The organism is Desulfomicrobium escambiense DSM 10707 (genome assembly GCF_000428825.1).
GTDB lineage: Bacteria > Desulfobacterota > Desulfovibrionia > Desulfovibrionales > Desulfomicrobiaceae > Desulfomicrobium > Desulfomicrobium escambiense.
The window spans coordinates 122,017-139,887 of record NZ_AUAR01000006.1; the positions used below are offsets into that span (position 1 = coordinate 122,017).

A 17,871-nucleotide genomic window follows, 5' to 3' on the forward strand; every position below is an offset into this window, starting at 1 on the left:
AACGGGACGTCGGCCAGGCCGACGCCCCGTTTCCGGCGGTCCGAAGGATTCTCCCCGTTCAGCAGACCATGGCCTTGACGTGGTCGAACAGGGCGTCGTCCTCGACCTTCTCGCCGAGCCGCTGAAAAATATCCTTCAGGGCCTGGCATTCCGTGGCGAAGATGTTCTCGTCCCCGATGCGCTCGTAGAGGCTCGTGGCCCGCATGACGTCCAGAACCTGCCGCTTGAGGCCCGAGAACACGGGCTCCACGCCCGCCTCCCTGAGCTGCCCCACCAGGCTTTGCAGCATCTCCTCGCCCGAAGAGTCCAGGAAATTGATGGCGTCCCCGACGACCAGCAGGTACTTGGCCTCGCGGTGGTCGGCCACGGCCTTGAGCACCGCGTCCTCGAAATGCGCCACGTTGGCGAAATAGAGGGAGCCGTCGAAGCGCAGGACCGTGACCCTGTGTGACGTGGCCAGGCCGGGATGGACGTGCACGTCGCGCAGGGTGCCGTCGGCGTAGCGCCCGAGGATGGCCACGCGCGGGGACATGGTCCGGTACAGGTAGAGACAGACGGACAGGACCGCGCCGACAATGACGCCCCGGTCCAGGTGCGGCGCGGCCAGGAGGGTCACGACGAAGGTCACGGCCGCGACCGCGCCGTCCCCGCGGTTGGCCCGCCAGGTGTGGACGAAGGCGTGGGGGGTCAGCAGGCCGACGACGGCCAGGATGATGATCACGGCCAGTACGGCCTTGGGCAGATGGTAGAGCCAGGGCGTAAAGAAGAGCAGGGTCACGGCCACGAACAGGCCGTTGAAGACCATGGCCAGTCCGGTCCTGGCCCCGGCCTGGAGGTTGATGGCCGATCCCGTGAAGGAGCCGCAGGCCGGATAGGCCTGGAAGAACGAACCGCCGATGTTGGCCAGGCCCTGCCCGATGAGCTCCTGGTTGGGGTCGATGTGCTGCCTGGCCTTGCTGGCCATGGCCTTGGCCATGGAGATGGACTCCATGAAGGCCACCAGGGCGATGATCAGGGCCGCGGACAGGAGCTGCAGCGCCGCGTCGAGATTCATGGCCGGGAACTGCAGGGACGGCAGTCCCGCCGGTACCGCGCCGACCACCTCGCCGCCGCCGGCGAGCTTCATGACGCCGCCGTCGATGGCCTTGATGTGCCAGGCCCGTCCGTCGGGCACCACGTCGCCGGGCACCTCCCCCTCCTCATACAGCGGCCCCGAGTCCATGCCTTCGGGACGCACGAAACGCAGCTGACGCACGCCGCGCAGCAGTTCGTTGTGCCGCCGCTCCAGGGAGCGCATATCCAGCCTGGCCAGTTCGACCTGATGCCGCAGGCCGGCCGCGGCCCAGACCTGCCCGTCCTTGTCCGCCTGACGCTTGCGGGCGGAGGTGTCGGCGATGAGCGCGGCCACCTCCTTCATGCGTCCGCTCGTCGCCTCATATTCGGCGACCAGTCCGCGGGCCTGGGGCGTGACGATATCCTCCAGGACGGCGCCGCTCTTCTTGTCGTACCCGACCACGGCACTGACCAGCGTGGCAATAACCACGGCCACGAGGACGCCGGCCTTGGACAGGGCGGGAACCCTCTTCAGCCCGAGAAGCAGGGTCAGGCCCAGCAGAGCCATGCCCAGGGTGGGCAGATGCGTGTGGGAGACGAGCCGCAGCATCTCCCAGATATCCTTCAGGAAAAAGTCGCTGCGCCCCTTGGGGATGCCCAGGATCAGATCCAGCTGGGACAGGCCGATGATAATGGCCGCGGCGTTCATGAACCCGAGGATCACGGGGTGGGACACGAAATTGACGATGGTCCCGAGCTTGAGCACGCCCAGCAGCAGCTGGATGAGGCCCACGAGGAAGGTCAGCAGCAGGGCCAGGCCGATGTATTCCGGGGTGTTGGACACGGCCAGGGGCGTGATCGCGGCGGCCGTCATGAGGGAGACGATGGCCACGGGACCCGTTGCGAGCTGCCGGGACGACCCCCACAGGGCGCCGACGATGGCCGGCACGAAGGCCGTGTAGAGCCCGAAGTAGAGAGGCAGACCCGAGAGCTGGGCATAGGCCATGGCCTTGGGCACCAGGATCAGGGCCCCGGTGATGCCGGCCATGAGGTCGGCCCGCACCGTCAGCATGGACAGGGGAAACCACGCCAGAAAGGGAAAGAAGCGCAAAAGCCTGATCGACATGAGACCGTTCCTTGCCCGAAAATTCATGAAAGAAGGATACCGCAGACTGTTCCCGGCACCGCCGCAAACGCCCTCAAGCAGTGACCACCAGCACGGCGCAGTGCGCCCAGCCGCAGACCTCCTTGGTCACGCGGCCCGTGAACATCCTCGGCAGCCGACTGCCGTTGACCCCGCCGATCATGATCATGTCCACCCCGCGCTCCTCGGCGGCCCGGACGATGACGTTCGAGGGGTGCCCGACGTCGGCCACGGCTTCGAACTGCAGGTGCGGCCACTTCTCCCGGCCCCGCGCGCAGACGTCCTCGACCATCTTGCGGGCCGCGCCGAGGCCGCTCTCGCGTCTGGCCACGGCCACGAAGGTCAGACGCTGCAGGGTCACGCAGCACATCCCCAGGCTCAGGGCCTCCTCCACGGCCAGCCGGCTGCTCGGCGAATCCTCCACGGCCACGAGGACATGCGTCCCGGTCAGCAGGGAATCCTTGGGCAACACGAGGACCATGGGGAAACCCAGGCCGATGACCTTGGAGGTCATGCTACCGACCATGAGGTACAGCCGGCCGGCGCGGCCGTGGCGGCCCATAAGGATGACGTCCACCCCGCGCATGCGCGCCTGTTCGACGATGGCGTGCTCCGGAACCGACGACCCGACGACCACGGTCTCGCACTCCACCCCGCTGTCCCTGGCCATTCTGCGGACTCCCTCCATGTAGGGCGCGATCTCCTGCTGCCTGCGCGTAACCTTGGAATTGGCGGACTTCAGGGACTCCGTATCGATCCTGACGACATGCAGCACGACGACCCTGGCCTGGCAGGCCTGCCCGAAAAAGACGGCCTCCTGGACGGCGCCGTCGCTGTAGTTCGAGCCGTCCGTGGCCAGCAGCAGGGTTTTGGCCTCGCCAAGGAGACTGGTGGAGAAGCGGTTCATGCGCGCTCCGGGTTGCGGTTAGGTCTTGTCAAGACGCTACCACCCGCGATGCCCCAATACAAGCGTCGTTCGGAAATGCACGACGCCCTGCGCCGGCCCATCCGGAAATAAGCCAGGTGTTTGACTGGCCGTTACACGGACGGTAGGTTCAGACTGACCAGCGAAAACATCCACCAAGGACCGTACATGAACCCCAGCATCGTCGGCATCGTCCACTCCCACCTGCGCACCCGCGAGGAATGTCCCAAACACGGGGACACGGCCCTGCTCCCGGTCTGGATCGAGATCATGCCCGAATTCGAACCGGCGGCCACGGACCTCCAGATCGGCGACGCCGTCGTCGTGCTGACCTGGATGCACCAGGGCGACCGCTCCGTGCTGCGCTGCCACCCCCGGGGCAACCGCGACCTGCCCATGCGCGGCATCTTCTCCACCCGCTCCCCGGACCGGCCCACGCCCATCGGCCTGCACAACGTGCGCATCACCGGGCGCGAAGGTCTGCGCATGCAGGTCCATCCCCTGGAAGTCATCGACGGCACGCCCGTCATCGACATCAAGCCGGACAATTCCGCGGCCCCCGGCCGGGAGGAATTTCCGTCCCTGGTCAACCCGGACACCGGACGGGCCATCATCGAGGCGGGCCGCGACGGCTGGCTGCGCGGGCTCTTCGCCGGGTTCAACGGCAACATCAGCGTGCGTCAGGGTTCCCGGGTGGTCATCACCGCCACGGGCAGCGCCAAGGGCCACCTTTCGCCCCGGGACTTGGCCGTGGTCGATCTTGAGAGCGGCGACGCCCTGTCGTCGGCGCAGGCCTCTTCGGAGCTGTCCGTGCACCTGGAAATCTACCGCAACCAGCCGGCGGCCCAGGCCATCGTGCATACCCACCCCCCGAAGCTCATCGCCCTGTCCCTGCGCGGCAAGGGGTCCCTGCTGCAGTTGCCCCTCTACGAAGGGCAGGTCTTCGCCACCAAGCTGACCCGCATCCCATCCGAAATACCCGGCACGCCGGAACTCGGGGAATCCGCGGGACAGGCCGCCCGCTATTTCCAGGCCGTGTTCATGGACGACCACGGACTGGTCTGCTGGGGCGGAAGCATGACCCAGGCCCTGGGCCTGTCCGAAGAACTGGAGAGCCTGGCCGCCATCGCCCTGGCCCGCTGAGGGCGGAGCCGGGGCGATGGCCCCGGAAAGGACGCTTTTTTGCTTGCCAACGGAGCGCACGTCGTCTATTAACCCCGAGCATTTCCTCGCGGGGGAGCGTTCCCCCTATCCGCACGACCTTCTTGAGCTTCAGCCTCATCCGGTTCCACACGTTTCTGAAATGCGTTTTCTCCCGTCTTGGACAGTCGGTCTCATGGTGCAGGCCCGGTTCCAGAGCCGGGCACTTTTGACCGCGTGGCCTCGGGCCCGCAAGGTATCATCATGACGACTTTTTCCGAATTGGGTCTGTCCGACCTGACCATCCAGGCTCTGTCCCGCAAGGGCTTCGAGGAGCCCACCCCCATCCAGATCAAGACCATCCCGGCCGTGCTGGCCGGCGAAAGCGACATCGTGGCCCAGGCCCAGACGGGCACGGGCAAGACCGCGGCCTTCGGCCTGCCGCTGCTGGAACTCTTGGAGCAGGACGCCCGCAAGGTGCAGGCCCTGGTCCTGGCCCCGACCCGCGAACTGGCCATTCAGGTGGCAGAGGAGATCAATTCCCTGCGCGGCGGCCGGACCGTCAGCGTGACCCCCATCTACGGCGGGCAGTCCATGGAGATCCAGCTGCGCAACCTCAGGCGCGGCGTGTCCGTGGTCGTCGGCACCCCGGGCCGTGTCCTCGACCACCTGCGCCGCGGCACCCTCGACCTCTCAAGCATCCGCTTCCTCATCCTCGACGAGGCCGACGAGATGCTGAACATGGGCTTTCTGGAAGACGTGACGGAGATCATGGAGCAGACGGCGGCCGACAAGCGGACCATGCTCTTCTCCGCCACCATGCCCCCGGAAATCCTGCGCGTGGCCAAGAAATACATGGGCGACTACCAGGTCATCCGCGCCGCGTCCGAACAGCTGACCGCCACCCAGACCGACCAGATCTACTTCGAGGTGTCGGCGGCCGACAAGTTCGAGGCCCTGTGCCGCATCATCGACATGGAGGAGGACTTCTACGGGCTGGTCTTCACCCGCACCAAGGTCGACGCCGACGCCGTGTCCCAGCGCCTCATGGAGCGCGGCTACGACGCCGACACCCTGCACGGCGACATGTCCCAGAGCCTGCGCGAGAAGATCCTGGCCAAGTTCAAGAAGCGCCTGGCGCGCATCCTCGTGGCCACGGACGTGGCCGCGCGCGGCATCGACGTGCACGACCTGACCCACGTCATCAATTTCGACCTGCCCCACGACCCCGAGGCCTACGTGCACCGCGTCGGCCGCACGGGCCGCGCCGGCAAGGAAGGCATCGCCATCACCTTCATCACGCCGTCCGAATACCGCCGCCTGCAGTTCATCAGCAAGCAGGCCAAGACGGACATCCGCAAGGCGCGCCTGCCCAAGGTCAGCGACGTCATCCAGATGAAGAAGGAGCGTATCCGGGCGGAACTGGCGGCCATCGTGGCCACGGAGCCGGAACTGGAATTTCTGGGCATGGCCCAGGAACTGCTCGAACAGAGCAAGCCGCGCGAAACCCTGGCCGCCCTGCTGCAGCACATGTTCCAGGAGGAACTCGACGCCTCCAACTACCGCGAGATCGAGGACGCCTTCGTGGTCGACAAGAAAGGCAAGACCCGCCTCTTCGTCACCCAGGGCCGCAAGGACGGTCTGACCCCCAAGCGCCTGCTGACCTTCCTGGACGAGAACTGCCGCATCCCGTCGCGCAAGGTCTGGGACATCCAGATCATGGAGACCTTCGCCTTCGTGTCCCTGCCCTTCCAGGAAGCCGAGAAGGTGCTGTCCATGTTCAACCGCAAGGGCAAGGACGGCGGCTTCGTCTTCACCAAGGCCAAGGGGCGCCCGACCCCGCCGCCCGTCAGGAAATAGCCAGCAAGAAAGGCCGCGCTCCACAGCGCGGCCTTTCTTGTTTTCAGCCCCCCGACCCACCGTCGCAAGGGCGCCCTTACGCCAACCCGCTTCACTGCTTCACGCCGTCCTCGAGATCGTACAGGATTCGCTCCTCGCTGCGGGAGTGTTCGTAGTCGACCCACCGGAACTCGGTCTGGTTCATGAGCCAGCGAATGACCTCGGCCTGGGAATGCGGCGTGCCGGGGTAGTCGACCACCTCGGAAAAGCGGTGCCCGAAGATCGTGATTTCCACGGCGATTTTCATGGGGCGCCTCCTCGTATTTTCAGTCAGATATGACCGGCTGTGCCTTCGGCAAGCATGAAAAAGCCGCACCCCCGAAAGGATGCGGCTCAAGCGGTCATGGGCAGGCGACAGAACACTAGCCCACGACGTTGTAGGCCTTGGGGGCAGCGCCGCAGATGGGGCACTTGTCGGAGGGCTGGCCTTCATGGATGTGTCCGCAGACGCTGCAGACGTAGTAGTCCACGGCTTCAAGGGCGGCCATCTTCTCGGCGGCCTTGGCGTACAGGTTGGCGTGGCACTCCTCGGCCTGGTTGGCGAAGCCGAAGTAGCGCTCGGCGGCTTTCTCGCCCTCGGCACTCGCGTCGGCGATCATGGCCGGGTACATGGACTTGAACTCGTGGGTCTCGCCGGCCACCGCCTCCTTCAGGTTGTCGGCCGTGGAGCCGATGCCCTTCAGCAGGCGCAGATGGGCGTGGGCGTGGATGGTCTCGGCCTCGGCGGCGGCGCGGAACAGCTTGGCAACCTGCGGCAGCCCCTCTTCGTCCGCCTTCTTGGCAAACGCCAGGTATTTGCGGTTGGCCTGGGATTCTCCGGCGAAAGCTTCCTTCAGGTTGTCGGTAGTCTTGCTCATCGGGTGTTACTCCTTATGGTTGCGTTGTTTATTATTAGGAAAAATTATCAAGAAGACTTCTAAAGAAATCATTCTGCGCTGGCAAGCAAAAATTTCAGCCCGTTGCCCTTTTCGCAAGCCAGGCGCGCTGGCCATGTCCTGCCACATCCCGTACAGAACGTCCTCCCTTTTCCGGGCTCGGACCCATTTTGTGAAGTTTGAAATTTCCTTCTTGACGCCGAAGTGAACGATCGTTAACTAGCCGCCCATGGCAAAACGACTGACCACCACCATCCGCCGCGAACAGATCGCCGAAGCCGCCCTGGCCCTCGTGGCCGATCAGGGCGTCGGCGCCCTGACAGCGCGCAACGTGGCCCGGGCCGTGGGCGTGACCGCTCCGGCCCTGTACAGGCATTTCCCGGGGGGCAAGGCGGACATTCTGTCGAGCGTCCTCGACCTTCTCGACTCCGTGAAAAGCGAAGGCATACGGATGGCCTTCGAGGAACCGGGCCCGCCCCTGGCCAAACTCCGCCGCTGCTTCGACCTGCATGTCAGCGTCATCGAGCGCTACCGCGCCCTGCCCATCCTCGTCCTTTCGGATTCCATCTGGATCGACGAACCGGACCTGAAGGCCCGCCTGGTGGAGAGCCACCGGCAGCAGCAGGCGCAGATCTCGGACATCGTCCGCGAAGGTCAGGCCGCCGGGGAGATCCGCCGGGACATCGACGCCGACCGCATTTTCGTCCAGTTCCTGGGGCAGTTCCTGACCATCGCCATCCTCTACAGCCGCCGGGGCGACATGATCGACCCCAAGGCCCAGGCCGAGGCCAACTGGCAGATGTTCCTGCAGGCCGTGGCCCCCTGATTGTATTACCGCATCATCACCTGTCACTCATAAATTTCATGCACCAGAACTTCAGGAAGGTACTCATGAAGAAGACACTCATCGTCATCGCCGTCATGGCCGCAGTCGGCCTCGGATATCTCGCCTGGCACAAGCCATCCCAGGCCAACCAGCCGGCCGCGGCCCAGGCCAAGCCCGCCCCCGAGGTGGCCGTGGTCACCATGCAGGAGACGGACGTGACCCTGACCTCGGAACTGCCGGGACGGACCGCCGTCTACCAGGTGGCCGAAATACGGCCCCAGGTCGGGGGCATCATCAAGCAGCGCGCCTTCACCGAAGGCACGGAAGTCAAGGCCGGCGACCTCCTCTACCAGATCGACCCGTCCACCTACGAGGTGGCCGTGGCCCAGGCCAAGGCCGCCGTGGCCAAGTCCAAGGCCGAGCTCGAACCGGCCAGACTCAAGGCCGCGCGCTACCGCGACCTGATCCGCACCAAGGCAGTGAGCCAGCAGGACCATGACGAGGTCATGGCCGCCCTGGCCCTGGCCGAGGCCAACGTGGCCGCATCCCAGGCCCAGCTCGACGCCGCGCGCATCGACCTGGAACGCACACGGGTCACGGCGCCCATCGGCGGACGCATCGGCCGATCCTCCGTCACCCCCGGCGCCCTGGTCACGGCCAACCAGGCCCAGGCCATGGCCGCCGTACAGCAGCTCGACCCCATCTACGTCGACCTGACCCAGTCCAACGTGGAACTGCTGCGCCTCAAGCGCGCCCTGGCCAGCGGCAGCATGCAGTCCGCCGGCGAGGCGGGCGCCAAGGTCCGCCTCATCCTGGAGGATGGATCGAGCTATCCCCTGCAGGGAACCCTGCAGCTGGCCGAGGCCAGCGTGGACCAGAGCACCGGCTCCGTGACCCTGCGCGCCGTCTTCCCCAACCCCGACCGCGACCTGCTGCCCGGCATGTATGTCCGCGCGGTCATCGAGGAAGGCGTGCTGGCCAAGGCCATGCTCGTTCCGCAGCAGGCCGTGGTCCGCAACGCCCAGGGCCAGGCCATGGCCATGGTCGTGGACGCCGGCGAGACCATCGCCGCCCGCCCCCTGGAGCTGGACCGCGCCGTGGGCGGCGACTGGATCGTGCGCCAGGGCCTGGCCTCCGGCGACCGCGTTGTGATCGAAGGACTGCAGAAGGCGCGACCCGGCACGCAGGTCCGCGTCGCCCAGACCGCCAACTGATTCCGTCCCCCAATCAATAAACTCGCTCCCCGTTGCCCCGGCCCCGCCGGGGCGCGAACGGATTCCGCGCGCCCCAGCCGGAAAGAGAAGGAGATATCATGGCTCATTTTTTCATCAACCGGCCGGTCTTCGCCTGGGTTCTGGCCATCGCCACCATGCTGGCCGGCGTCCTGTCCATCTTCGGGCTGCCCATCTCGCAGTACCCGCCCATCGCCCCGCCGTCCGTGTCCGTCAGCGCGACCTATCCCGGCGCGTCGGCCAAGACCCTTGAAGACTCGGTGACCCAGGTCATCGAGCAGAAGATGAAGGGCATCGACAACCTCGACTACATGTCCTCGACCAGCGAGTCCTCGGGCCAGGCCACCATCACCCTGACCTTCAAGGCCGGCACCAACCCCGACATCGCCCAGGTCCAGGTCCAGAACAAGCTGCAGCTGGCCATGGCCCTGCTGCCCCAGGAAGTGCAGGCCCAGGGCGTGCAGGTCACCAAGGCCGTCAAGAACTTCGTGCAGGTCCTGGGCTTCGTGTCCGAGGATGGCTCCATGAACAGGGCGCAGTTGGCCGACTACGTGGCCGCCAACATCCTTGACGGGCTGAGCCGCGTCGAGGGCGTGGGCGAGGTCACCCTGTTCGGATCCCAGCACGCCATGCGCATCTGGCTCAACCCCGACAGGCTGCACACCTACAGCCTGACCCCGGCCGACGTGGCCGCAGCCATCCGGGCCCAGAACGCCCAGATCTCTGCCGGCCAGCTGGGCGGCCTGCCCTCGGTGGAGGAGCAGCGCATCAACTTCACGGTCAGCGTCCAGGACCGCCTGCAGACCCCGGAGCAGTTCCGGGACATCCTGCTCAAGGTCAACACCGACGGATCCAGCGTGCGGCTTGGCGACGTGGCCAAGGTGGAGCTGGGGGCCGAAAACTCCCAGGTCGCCTCCCGCTTCAACGGCCAGCCCGCCGCAGCCTCGGCCATCAAGCTGGCCACCGGCGCCAACGCCCTGCAGACCGTCGATGCCGTGGCCAAGTACATCAAGGACATAAGCCCCACCTTCCCGGCGGGCATGAAGGTCGTGGCCGCCTTCGACACCACGCCCTTCGTGCGCATCTCCATCGAGGAGGTGGTCCGCACACTGCTTGAAGCCGTGGTCCTGGTCTTCCTGGTCATGTACCTCTTCCTGCAGAACTTCCGGGCCACCCTCATCCCGACCATCGCCGTGCCCGTCGTGCTCCTGGGCACCTTCGGGGTGCTGGCGGCCTTCGGCTACTCCATCAACACCCTGACCATGTTCGCCATGGTCCTGGCCATCGGCCTGCTGGTCGACGACGCCATCGTCGTGGTCGAGAACGTCGAGCGCATCATGCACGAGGACGGCCTCTCGGCCCGCGACGCGACCCACCTGTCCATGACCCAGATCTCGGGCGCCCTGGTCGGCATCGCCCTAGTCCTCTCCGCCGTTTTCGTACCCATGGCCTTCTTCGGCGGCTCCACGGGCGTCATCTACCGCCAGTTCTCCATCACCGTGGTCTCTGCCATGGTCCTCTCGGTCCTGGTGGCCCTCATCCTGACCCCGGCCCTATGCGCCACCCTGCTCAAGCCCGCCAAGGCCGGACACGGCAAGCGCGGCTTCTTCGGCTGGTTCAACCGCGGCTTCGACCGCACGGCCAGCGGGTACCGGAAGCTGGTCGGGGGCATGACCAGGCACTGGGGACGCTCCATGATCGTCTACGCCCTGGTCGTCGGCGGCATGATGCTCCTCTTCCAGCGACTGCCCACGGGCTTTCTGCCCGACGAGGACCAGGGTATCCTTTTCGTGCAGGCCCAGCTGCCCGTGGGCTCGACCCAGGACCGGGCCATCGAGGTGCTGGAACGCATCGAACACCATTTCCTGGTAAACGAGAAGCAGGCCGTTGAATCCATGATGGCCGTGGCGGGCTTCAGCTTCGCCGGCAACGGCCAGAACACGGCCATGTGCTTCGTGCGCCTCAAGGACTGGAGCCAGCGCAAAACCCCGGACCTCGGGGTCAAGGCCATCGCCGGGCGCGCCATGGCCGCCTTCTCGCAGTACCGCGACGCCATGGTCTTCGCCTTCGCCCCGCCGGCGGTGCTGGAACTGGGCAACGCCGTGGGCTTCGACTTCGAGCTGCAGGACATGGCGGGGCTGGGCCACGAAAAGCTCACGGCCGCACGCAACCAGCTCCTTGGCATGGCCAGCCAGCACCCCGACCTGGCCATGGTCCGGCCCAACGGCCTGGACGACACGCCCCAGTACCGCATCGACATCGACTGGGACAAGGCCAGCGCCCTGGGCCTGGCCGTGTCCGACGTGACAAGCGTCATCGCCACGGCCTGGGGCAGTTCCTACGTCAACGACTTCCTGGACAAGGGGCGCGTGAAGAAGGTCATCATGCAGGGCGAGGCGCCCTACCGCATGATGCCCGAGGATCTCGGCCGCTGGCACGTGCGCGGCAAATCCGGCCAGATGGTGCCCATGTCGAGCTTCGCCACGGCCCACTGGACGTCGGGCTCGCCGCGCCTGGAGCGCTACAACGGCGTCCCGGCCATGCAGATCCTGGGCGCCCCGGCCCCGGGCAAGAGCTCGGGCCAGGCCATGGCGACCATGGAATCCCTGGCCAGGCAGCTGCCAGAGGGCATCGGCTTCTCATGGACCGGCCTGTCCTTCCAGGAACGCCAAGCCGGATCACAGACGACCCTGCTCTACAGCCTGTCCATCATCGTGGTCTTCCTCTGCCTGGCGGCCCTGTATGAGAGCTGGAGCCTGCCGGCCTCGGTCATCCTGGTCATCCCCATCGGCGTGCTCGGCGCCCTGGCGGCCGTCAGCCTGCGCGGCATGACCAACGACGTGTACTTCCAGGTCGGCCTGCTGACGACCATGGGCCTGGCGGCCAAGAACGCCATCCTCATCGTCGAGTTCGCCAAGAGCCTGGCCGAGTCGGGCATGGACCTCGCCCAGGCCGTCATCGAGGCGGCCCGCCAGAGGCTTCGGCCCATCATCATGACCTCCCTGGCCTTCGGCCTGGGCGTGCTGCCCCTGGCGCTGAACTCTGGCGCCGGCTCGGGCGGCCAGAACTCCATCGGCACGGGCGTCATCGGCGGCACCATCGCCTCCACCATCCTGGGCTCCCTGCTCGTCCCGGTCTTCTTCGTCATCATGGCGAAGCTGGGCATCTCCCGCAGGAACCCCAAGAACTCCACGTCGCGCGTCATCATCCCCAGCGGAGGCGAAGCATGCGAAGAATGATCCTGACCCTGGCCCTGCTCCTTGTGGGCGGGTGCGCCACCATGGCCCCGGACCGCGAACGGCCCGAGGTGAATCTGCCCGCGACGTGGGCGGCCGCCAAGGCCGACGCAGGCGCGACGTCGCCCGACATCAACGCAACCGGCTGGCGGGAGGTCTTTGCGGACCCCGCCCTGCAGAAACTCATCGAAACGGCCCTGCTGGAGAACAGAGACCTGCGCCAGGCCGTGCTCGCCCTGGACAAAGCCCGCGCCCAGTACGGAGTTGTCCGGGCCGACAGCCTGCCCAACGTCGATGCCTCGGGACGGAACTCCAACACCCGCTCCCCGGGCGACCTGCGCGGCGGCATCGAGGGCATCGACCGGCAATGGGCGGCGGGACTCGGCGTCGCCTCCTTCGAACTGGACCTGTTCGGGCGGGTCCGAAGCCTGGAAGACAAGGCCCTGGAGGAATACCTGGCCACGGAGGAGGCGCGGCGAGCCGTGCACATCACCCTGGTCTCCCAAGTGGCCCGGACCTACCTGACCCTGGCCGGCGACCGCGAGGCCCTGGATCTGGCCCGTGAAACCCGACAGAGCCGCCAGGCCACCCTGGATCTGACCCTGGCCAGGATCGCAAACGGCATGGCCACGGACCTGGAACGCCACCAGGCCGAAGAGGCCGTGGCCGTGACCCAGTCCGAGGAAGCCCGTCTCACGGCCCAGGTGGCCATGGACGAGAACGCCCTGGCCGTGCTCACGGGCCGGCCCGTGGCCGAACTGGACCTGCCGGCCAGAGCCGTACGCGACGTGGCCATGGGCGCCGCCGTGGCCCCGGGCCTGCCGTCGGAACTGCTGGCCCGCAGGCCCGACATCCTGGAGGCCGAACACCGCCTGTGGGCCGCCGGCGCCCAGATCGGCGCGGCCCGGGCCGCCTTCTTCCCGCGCATCAGCCTGACGGGCAGCATGGGCTACGCGAGCCTCGAACTCCACGACCTCTTCGACGCCGCGGCCCGGACCTGGACCTTCATCCCGAGCATATCCCTGCCCATCTTCGACGCCGGCCGGAACAAGGCCAACCTGAAGGTGGCCGAGGCCGACCGGCAGATCAGGGTCGCAGCCTACGAACTGGCCGTGCAGAACGCCTTCCGCGAGGTCTCCGATGCCCTGGCCAAGAACGAAGGGTACGAAGGGCAGGCCCAGGCCCAGGCCCGGCGAGTCGCCAGCGCGGGGCAGAGCCGCATCCTCGTGGACAAGCGCTACGAAGCCGGCCTGGAGAGCGCCTTCGCCGTGCACGACGCCGAGCGCACCCTCTTCTCGGCCCGCCAGGACCTCCTGGCCGCGCGCCTGGCCAGGCAGCTGGCCGTGGTCGAACTCTACGCCGCCCTGGGCGGCGGCTGGGACGAAGGCGGGGCCGAGACGTCGATCCAGTAGGGAAATCATCCACCAAAAACGGAACAAAAAAGGCGGCCCGCAGGTCGCCTTTTTTGTTCCGTGGAGCCGTGACGCGTCAGCGTTCCGTCAGAAATCCAACGTGCTCCTCGCTCAGGGCCAGAACCCGCCGCAGGCTCTCCTTCGATCCGTCGCGGTTGGAGACGTGCGCCGCGCAGTAGCCGCTCAATGGGCGCAGCGACGGCGAGGCGCACTGCCACTGAAGGGCCTGCCGCACGGGATCGGCACACGCGGCCAGACTGCGCAGGAAGCGCACGGCCTGGACAGCCATGACGCGGGCCAGGCCGCCGTGTTCCCGGCGCAGGGCATCCGCGGCCACGCGGCACCCGGCCTCCGTGCCGATGCCGAATGCGTGCATCCAGAAGTTCCGCCAGTACTCGCCGAGGCGCTGACCCGCCTTGGGACGGATTGAGAGCGGAGCGAGGTGATACAGGCCGTCGCGGCGGCCCGAAGCAAGGATCTCCAGGCCAGGCAGGCGCATGGACGCCAGACGGTTCGCGGGGCCGCGCAGGGCCGCGTCCAGCAGGCGTGCCACCCGCGCCGGGTTGAATGGCCCGTGGCAGCGAGGACTGTCGAATCGGCAGCGCCAGCAGCCCACGCAGTCGCGGGAACTGCGCAGGACCAGATGCCCCGGCTGGTAGGGCCCCGTCTCCCAGGCGTGGACCGGCCCCATGGACAGATTCAGGACCCGCAGGCCCGACCAGGCCGCCAAGTGCATGGGCCCCGTATCGGGCGTGACCATGGCCGCCAGGCTCTGGCCGAACACGGCGAACTGATCGAGCCCCAGCGCCCCGCAGGCGCTGGCCACAGGGCGGCCGGCCAGGCGGCGCACCTCGCGGCCGAGCTCACCTTCGGCCGGCCCGCCGAGCAGGACGGGCACCAACCCGCGTTTCTCGACCTCCCCCACCAGCTCCGCCCAGAACTTCGCCGAAGGCCGTTTGTCCGGCTCGCTCGCGCCGAGAAAAAGCCCCACCTGACGCACAACCTCCGGCATGACGCGCGGCCCGGGCCAGCTCGTCGCGGCCATGACGTCCGGTGGGATCACGTCCAGGGCGTTCAGGTCTGCCCAGTGGAACCGGTTGTGGCGGTTGTTGTGCGTCAGGGAAAGGCGGTATTCCTGCCATGCGCCGTTGACGCGGACGACGCCGTCCCGCGAATAGCCGCCGACAAGCATTTCGGACTGCAGGCGGCCCGCCAGCTCCATGCTCTCGGGCCTGTGGCTCAGGTTCAGGACCAGATGAAATTTCTCGCGCAGCACGGCGTCGGTCTGGCCGTATCCCAGATAGCGCACGTTGGGACTCAGGCGTCCCAGGGGGCCGGCGAAGGCGGGTTCGGCCATGACCCAGACCGGGTGGCCTGGGAACGCCCGGCCCAGCCACAAGAAGAGCGGGAAGGACAGAATCAGGTCCCCCATGCGCTGCATCTGGATGACGAGAATGGGCTTCTTCACGGCTTACCCGTAGATCCCGCGCATGGTCCGCGCCAGGGACGCCAGGCGCAGGTCGTAGGTATGCTCGGCCAGGATGCGGCTGCGCGCCGCCTCCGTGACCTTCCGCCGCGCGCCGTCGCGGGCCAGGTAGTGGCGCACCAGGTCCGGAATTTCCCCGGGATCGCCGTAGCAGACAATTTCGCGGCCGGGCTCGAAGAGATCCTCCATCTGGCGACGATGGTCCGTGAGCAGGAAGCCGCCGCACACGGGCACGTCGAAGACGCGCTGGTTGACGGCGCCCTTCATCTGCTGGCTCGTGCAGTTGAAGTTGACACGCGTGGCCGGGTAGAACCGGGGCAAATCGTCGTAATAGTTGAGTTCACGGTGATAGGTCCAGCCGCCCTTGGGCAGCAGTTCATGCCAGCCCGGGTCCCCGACCAGCATGGGCTTGAAGGGCAGCAGGCGCTCGACCCGCTGCAGGCGGTAGAGCAGGGTCGCCTGCCAGGTGATCAGGGTCTCGAAGGCCAGCCGCGTGTCCACGTCGGGAAGTGACCGGAACAGCGCGGCATGGCCAGGGCGTTCGTGGTCGAGAAAATCCCCGACGGACAGGAGCCCGCTCTCCATGAAGGCTCGGCCGAGACCCTCGACGTCTCGCACAAGCGCGTCCGGGAATGCGTACCGTTCGAGCTTGGCCCGCACCTTGTGCACCATGGAGTTGCCGACGAAGGCCACGTCGCGCACGGGCCTGGTGTCCGGCGCGAATGCGAAGCGATGCGGGTCCGTGGCCAGGGGCAGGTAGTGCACGCGCCCGAAGCCCTGGGCCTTCAGGGACGCGATGTTGTCCGCGTCCCAAGTGAAGAGCGTGACCCAGTCCGAGGAGAGATTTTCGTAGATGTAGAGAATGAGATGGGGGTTGTCGACGAACCACGAGGCCAGGGGCAGCTCGAGCCGGGCCAGGAGGCCGGTAAGGATTCCCTCCTTGTCCACCCCGAGGTGGTTGATGGTCAGCACGAAGTCGGGGCGGAAGGCCAGGATTTCCGCCAGCATGCGCTCCACGAACTCCTGGCTGCCCACCTCCTGGCTGGGCAGCTGCACGAAGCAGGTGGCGTAGCCGAGGCGCGTGCAGGCCGCCTGCAGTTCGCCCATCAGAAAATAGGAACTCGTCAGCAGGAGCACCCGCGGCTCGGGCGAACGAAACTTGGGGTAGCGCGCCCGGCCCCAAAAATCGACCTTGCGGGACAATTCGAGCCGTTCGGCCAGGACGCGGTAAAAATCCGGGCGCAACCGGGCGTAGAAGGGGTCGAGGACCGGGGCGAAGGGCAGGCCGCCGTGGCCGAGCTGCCAGCGGGTCAGAGCGGTCAGGACGGTCTCGGGGTCTGACTCGTCCAGCCACAGCACCCTGGGATCATCGCGCCATTTTTTCCGCACGCCCGTCAGACCGTAGACCTTTCCCTCGGCGTCGACCACGGCCACGGGGCCAGCGGTCCGCGCCAGGACATCGCCCAGACCCGCGCCCAGGCCCGCGCCGAGCAGCACGGGCAGCGCGCCCTCGTCCGGCACGTCGGCCACGCGACGCAGCTCGTTCTCGGTCCCCCGACGCCCTCCCAGATGGCGGGCGCGGCCGTCACTGACGATGCGCACGTCCAGGGAGCCGTCCTCGCCGCACAGGGCTTCGGCGGTATAGTCGGCGGCGGTCAAGGTTTGACCCCCTCCTCGGGGCGATGGCCAGGAATACGGAAGGATCCGAATGAGTGCGGCATGTTGCGTCCTGTCAAAAAATGAACGTTCAGCTCTGCGCTAGCAACATGCCTGCCAAGAGAAGGCTACAGTTCGGCGCTGTCCAGCCAGATGGTCACCGGCCCCCAGTTGACCAGGGACACGTCCATGTCCGCGCCGAACTCGCCCTCGGCCACGTCGGGCCAGCGGCGGCGCAGGTCGGCGGTGAAGGCGTCGTACAGGGACCGGGCGGCTTCGGGCGGGGCCGCCGTGGAAAAGGACGGCCGGCGCCCCTTGCGCACGTCGGCGTAGAGGGTGAACTGGGAGACGACAAGGATCCCCCCGCCGTGATCGGCCAGGCTCGCGTTGATGGGCCCGCCGGCGTCGGGGAAGAGCCGCAGGCCCAGGAGCTTGTCCACGAACCTGTTCCAGACCGGCCCGCCGGCCATGCCGGGCTCGTCGCCCCTGCCGAAGCCGACGAAAATCAGCACGCCCGGACCGATCTCGCCCGTCACGCGCCCATCCACAGTGACCCTGGCGCTGCGCACCCGCTGCAGGACCGCGCGCATCAGTCCGCCCCTTCGGAATAGTAGGCGCGTGAACTGGCCTTTTCAGAAACCATGACCTGCTCCAGGCGCACGGGATGCGCGGCAAGCATCTCCTTCATGCGGCGGTAGACGTACTGCGCCAGCAGCTCCGAGGACGGGTTGTGGTCCGCGAAGGCGGGCAGTTCGTTCAGGTGGCGGTGGTCCAACTCGTCGGTCACGGCCTTGAGAAGGCGTTTCAAGACCTTGAAATCCATGAGGATGCCGAGTTTCGGGTCGAGCCGGTCTCCGACCACGTCCACCTCGACCTCGAAATTGTGGCCGTGCATGTTCTCGCACTTGCCCTCGTAATGCCGCAGCTGGTGCGACGAACTGAAGTCGCCGCTGACCCGCAGCCGCCATTGTCCCTTGCCCATGTTCA

The 17,871-nt window shown here is 67.0% G+C and carries 14 protein-coding genes; 6 read left to right on the plus strand and 8 right to left on the minus strand.

Going from position 1 to position 17,871, the window contains the following annotated elements; genetic code table 11:
* Window positions 1-58: 58 nt before the first annotated feature.
* Together G394_RS0107220 and G394_RS0107225 are read right to left on the minus strand one after the other, a co-directional pair.
* Window positions 59-2,179, minus strand: coding sequence for a SulP family inorganic anion transporter (locus G394_RS0107220; RefSeq protein ID WP_028577089.1), 2,121 nt, complete (start codon window positions 2,177-2,179; stop codon window positions 59-61).
* A gap of 73 nt (window positions 2,180-2,252) precedes the next feature.
* Window positions 2,253-3,104 carry a universal stress protein gene (locus tag G394_RS0107225; protein ID WP_028577090.1) on the minus strand — a complete coding sequence of 284 codons (852 nt, stop codon included), beginning with the start codon at window positions 3,102-3,104 and terminating at the stop codon, window positions 2,253-2,255.
* A 186-nt stretch (window positions 3,105-3,290) separates the two neighbouring features.
* Here G394_RS0107225 and tsaA point away from each other — a divergent pair, with 186 nt between their 5' ends.
* Both tsaA and G394_RS0107235 read left to right on the plus strand, forming a co-directional pair.
* Window positions 3,291-4,265, plus strand: a complete 975-nt coding sequence (gene tsaA, locus G394_RS0107230; RefSeq protein ID WP_028577091.1) for a tRNA (N6-threonylcarbamoyladenosine(37)-N6)-methyltransferase TrmO — start codon at window positions 3,291-3,293, stop codon at window positions 4,263-4,265.
* Between the two features lie 261 nt (window positions 4,266-4,526).
* Window positions 4,527-6,122: a DEAD/DEAH box helicase gene (locus G394_RS0107235; RefSeq protein ID WP_028577092.1), complete on the plus strand. Its 1,596-nt coding sequence runs from the start codon at window positions 4,527-4,529 to the stop codon at window positions 6,120-6,122.
* 91 nt (window positions 6,123-6,213) lie between these two features.
* On the opposite strand, the gene G394_RS0107240 is transcribed toward G394_RS0107235, so the two are convergent.
* Both G394_RS0107240 and G394_RS0107245 read right to left on the minus strand, forming a co-directional pair.
* Window positions 6,214-6,408: a hypothetical protein gene (locus G394_RS0107240; protein WP_028577093.1), complete on the minus strand. Its 195-nt coding sequence runs from the start codon at window positions 6,406-6,408 to the stop codon at window positions 6,214-6,216.
* Between the two features lie 115 nt (window positions 6,409-6,523).
* On the minus strand, window positions 6,524-7,018 hold the full coding sequence (locus G394_RS0107245) for a rubrerythrin family protein (RefSeq protein WP_028577094.1): 495 nt from the start codon (window positions 7,016-7,018) through the stop codon (window positions 6,524-6,526).
* A 247-nt stretch (window positions 7,019-7,265) separates the two neighbouring features.
* On the opposite strand from G394_RS0107245, the gene G394_RS0107250 reads away from it, so the two are divergent.
* The 4 genes from G394_RS0107250 (at window position 7,266) to G394_RS18345 (ending at window position 13,742) form a co-directional block, all read left to right on the plus strand.
* On the plus strand, window positions 7,266-7,862 hold the full coding sequence (locus G394_RS0107250) for a TetR/AcrR family transcriptional regulator (protein ID WP_028577095.1): 597 nt from the start codon (window positions 7,266-7,268) through the stop codon (window positions 7,860-7,862).
* 200 nt (window positions 7,863-8,062) lie between these two features.
* A complete protein-coding gene (locus G394_RS18340) occupies window positions 8,063-9,076 on the plus strand; it encodes an efflux RND transporter periplasmic adaptor subunit (protein WP_425387231.1) in 1,014 nt (337 codons plus the stop codon).
* A 98-nt stretch (window positions 9,077-9,174) separates the two neighbouring features.
* Window positions 9,175-12,333 carry an efflux RND transporter permease subunit gene (locus G394_RS0107260; RefSeq protein WP_028577096.1) on the plus strand — a complete coding sequence of 1,053 codons (3,159 nt, stop codon included), beginning with the start codon at window positions 9,175-9,177 and terminating at the stop codon, window positions 12,331-12,333.
* The gene (locus tag G394_RS18345) at window positions 12,321-13,742 is read left to right on the plus strand and encodes an efflux transporter outer membrane subunit (RefSeq protein ID WP_043775017.1); all 1,422 of its coding nucleotides are present in this window, start codon (window positions 12,321-12,323) and stop codon (window positions 13,740-13,742) included. Before G394_RS0107260 ends, G394_RS18345 begins: the two co-directional genes overlap by 13 nt.
* 76 nt (window positions 13,743-13,818) lie before the next feature.
* Here G394_RS18345 and G394_RS0107270 read toward each other — a convergent pair whose 3' ends face one another.
* The 4 genes from G394_RS0107270 to queD all read right to left on the minus strand — a co-directional run bounded on the left by G394_RS0107270 (window position 13,819) and on the right by queD (window position 17,866).
* Entirely contained in the window at window positions 13,819-15,210 is a 1,392-nt protein-coding gene (locus G394_RS0107270) for a glycosyltransferase family 9 protein (RefSeq protein ID WP_028577097.1), read from the minus strand.
* A 3-nt stretch (window positions 15,211-15,213) separates the two neighbouring features.
* On the minus strand, window positions 15,214-16,887 hold the full coding sequence (locus tag G394_RS0107275) for a CgeB family protein (RefSeq protein WP_051307026.1): 1,674 nt from the start codon (window positions 16,885-16,887) through the stop codon (window positions 15,214-15,216).
* Between the two features lie 125 nt (window positions 16,888-17,012).
* On the minus strand, window positions 17,013-17,474 hold the full coding sequence (gene dtd, locus G394_RS0107280) for a D-aminoacyl-tRNA deacylase (RefSeq protein WP_028577099.1): 462 nt from the start codon (window positions 17,472-17,474) through the stop codon (window positions 17,013-17,015).
* Complete coding sequence (gene queD / locus G394_RS0107285) at window positions 17,474-17,866, minus strand: 6-carboxytetrahydropterin synthase QueD (RefSeq protein ID WP_211226236.1); 393 nt, start codon at window positions 17,864-17,866, stop codon at window positions 17,474-17,476. The genes dtd and queD overlap by 1 nt, the downstream gene beginning before the upstream one ends.
* Window positions 17,867-17,871 lie beyond the last annotated feature (5 nt).

Bases quoted from the DNA above. Each gene is read 5' to 3' on its own strand.
- G394_RS0107220 (WP_028577089.1), bottom strand. From the start codon at position 2,179: ATGTCGATCAGGCTTTTGCGCTTCTTTCCCTTTCTGGCGTGGTTTCCC.
- G394_RS0107225 (WP_028577090.1), bottom strand. From the start codon at position 3,104: ATGAACCGCTTCTCCACCAGTCTCCTTGGCGAGGCCAAAACCCTGCTG.
- tsaA (WP_028577091.1), top strand. From the start codon at position 3,291: ATGAACCCCAGCATCGTCGGCATCGTCCACTCCCACCTGCGCACCCGC.
- G394_RS0107235 (WP_028577092.1), top strand. From the start codon at position 4,527: ATGACGACTTTTTCCGAATTGGGTCTGTCCGACCTGACCATCCAGGCT.
- G394_RS0107240 (WP_028577093.1), bottom strand. From the start codon at position 6,408: ATGAAAATCGCCGTGGAAATCACGATCTTCGGGCACCGCTTTTCCGAG.
- G394_RS0107245 (WP_028577094.1), bottom strand. From the start codon at position 7,018: ATGAGCAAGACTACCGACAACCTGAAGGAAGCTTTCGCCGGAGAATCC.
- G394_RS0107250 (WP_028577095.1), top strand. From the start codon at position 7,266: ATGGCAAAACGACTGACCACCACCATCCGCCGCGAACAGATCGCCGAA.
- G394_RS18340 (WP_425387231.1), top strand. From the start codon at position 8,063: ATGCAGGAGACGGACGTGACCCTGACCTCGGAACTGCCGGGACGGACC.
- G394_RS0107260 (WP_028577096.1), top strand. From the start codon at position 9,175: ATGGCTCATTTTTTCATCAACCGGCCGGTCTTCGCCTGGGTTCTGGCC.
- G394_RS18345 (WP_043775017.1), top strand. From the start codon at position 12,321: ATGCGAAGAATGATCCTGACCCTGGCCCTGCTCCTTGTGGGCGGGTGC.
- dtd (WP_028577099.1), bottom strand. From the start codon at position 17,474: ATGCGCGCGGTCCTGCAGCGGGTGCGCAGCGCCAGGGTCACTGTGGAT.
- queD (WP_211226236.1), bottom strand. From the start codon at position 17,866: ATGGGCAAGGGACAATGGCGGCTGCGGGTCAGCGGCGACTTCAGTTCG.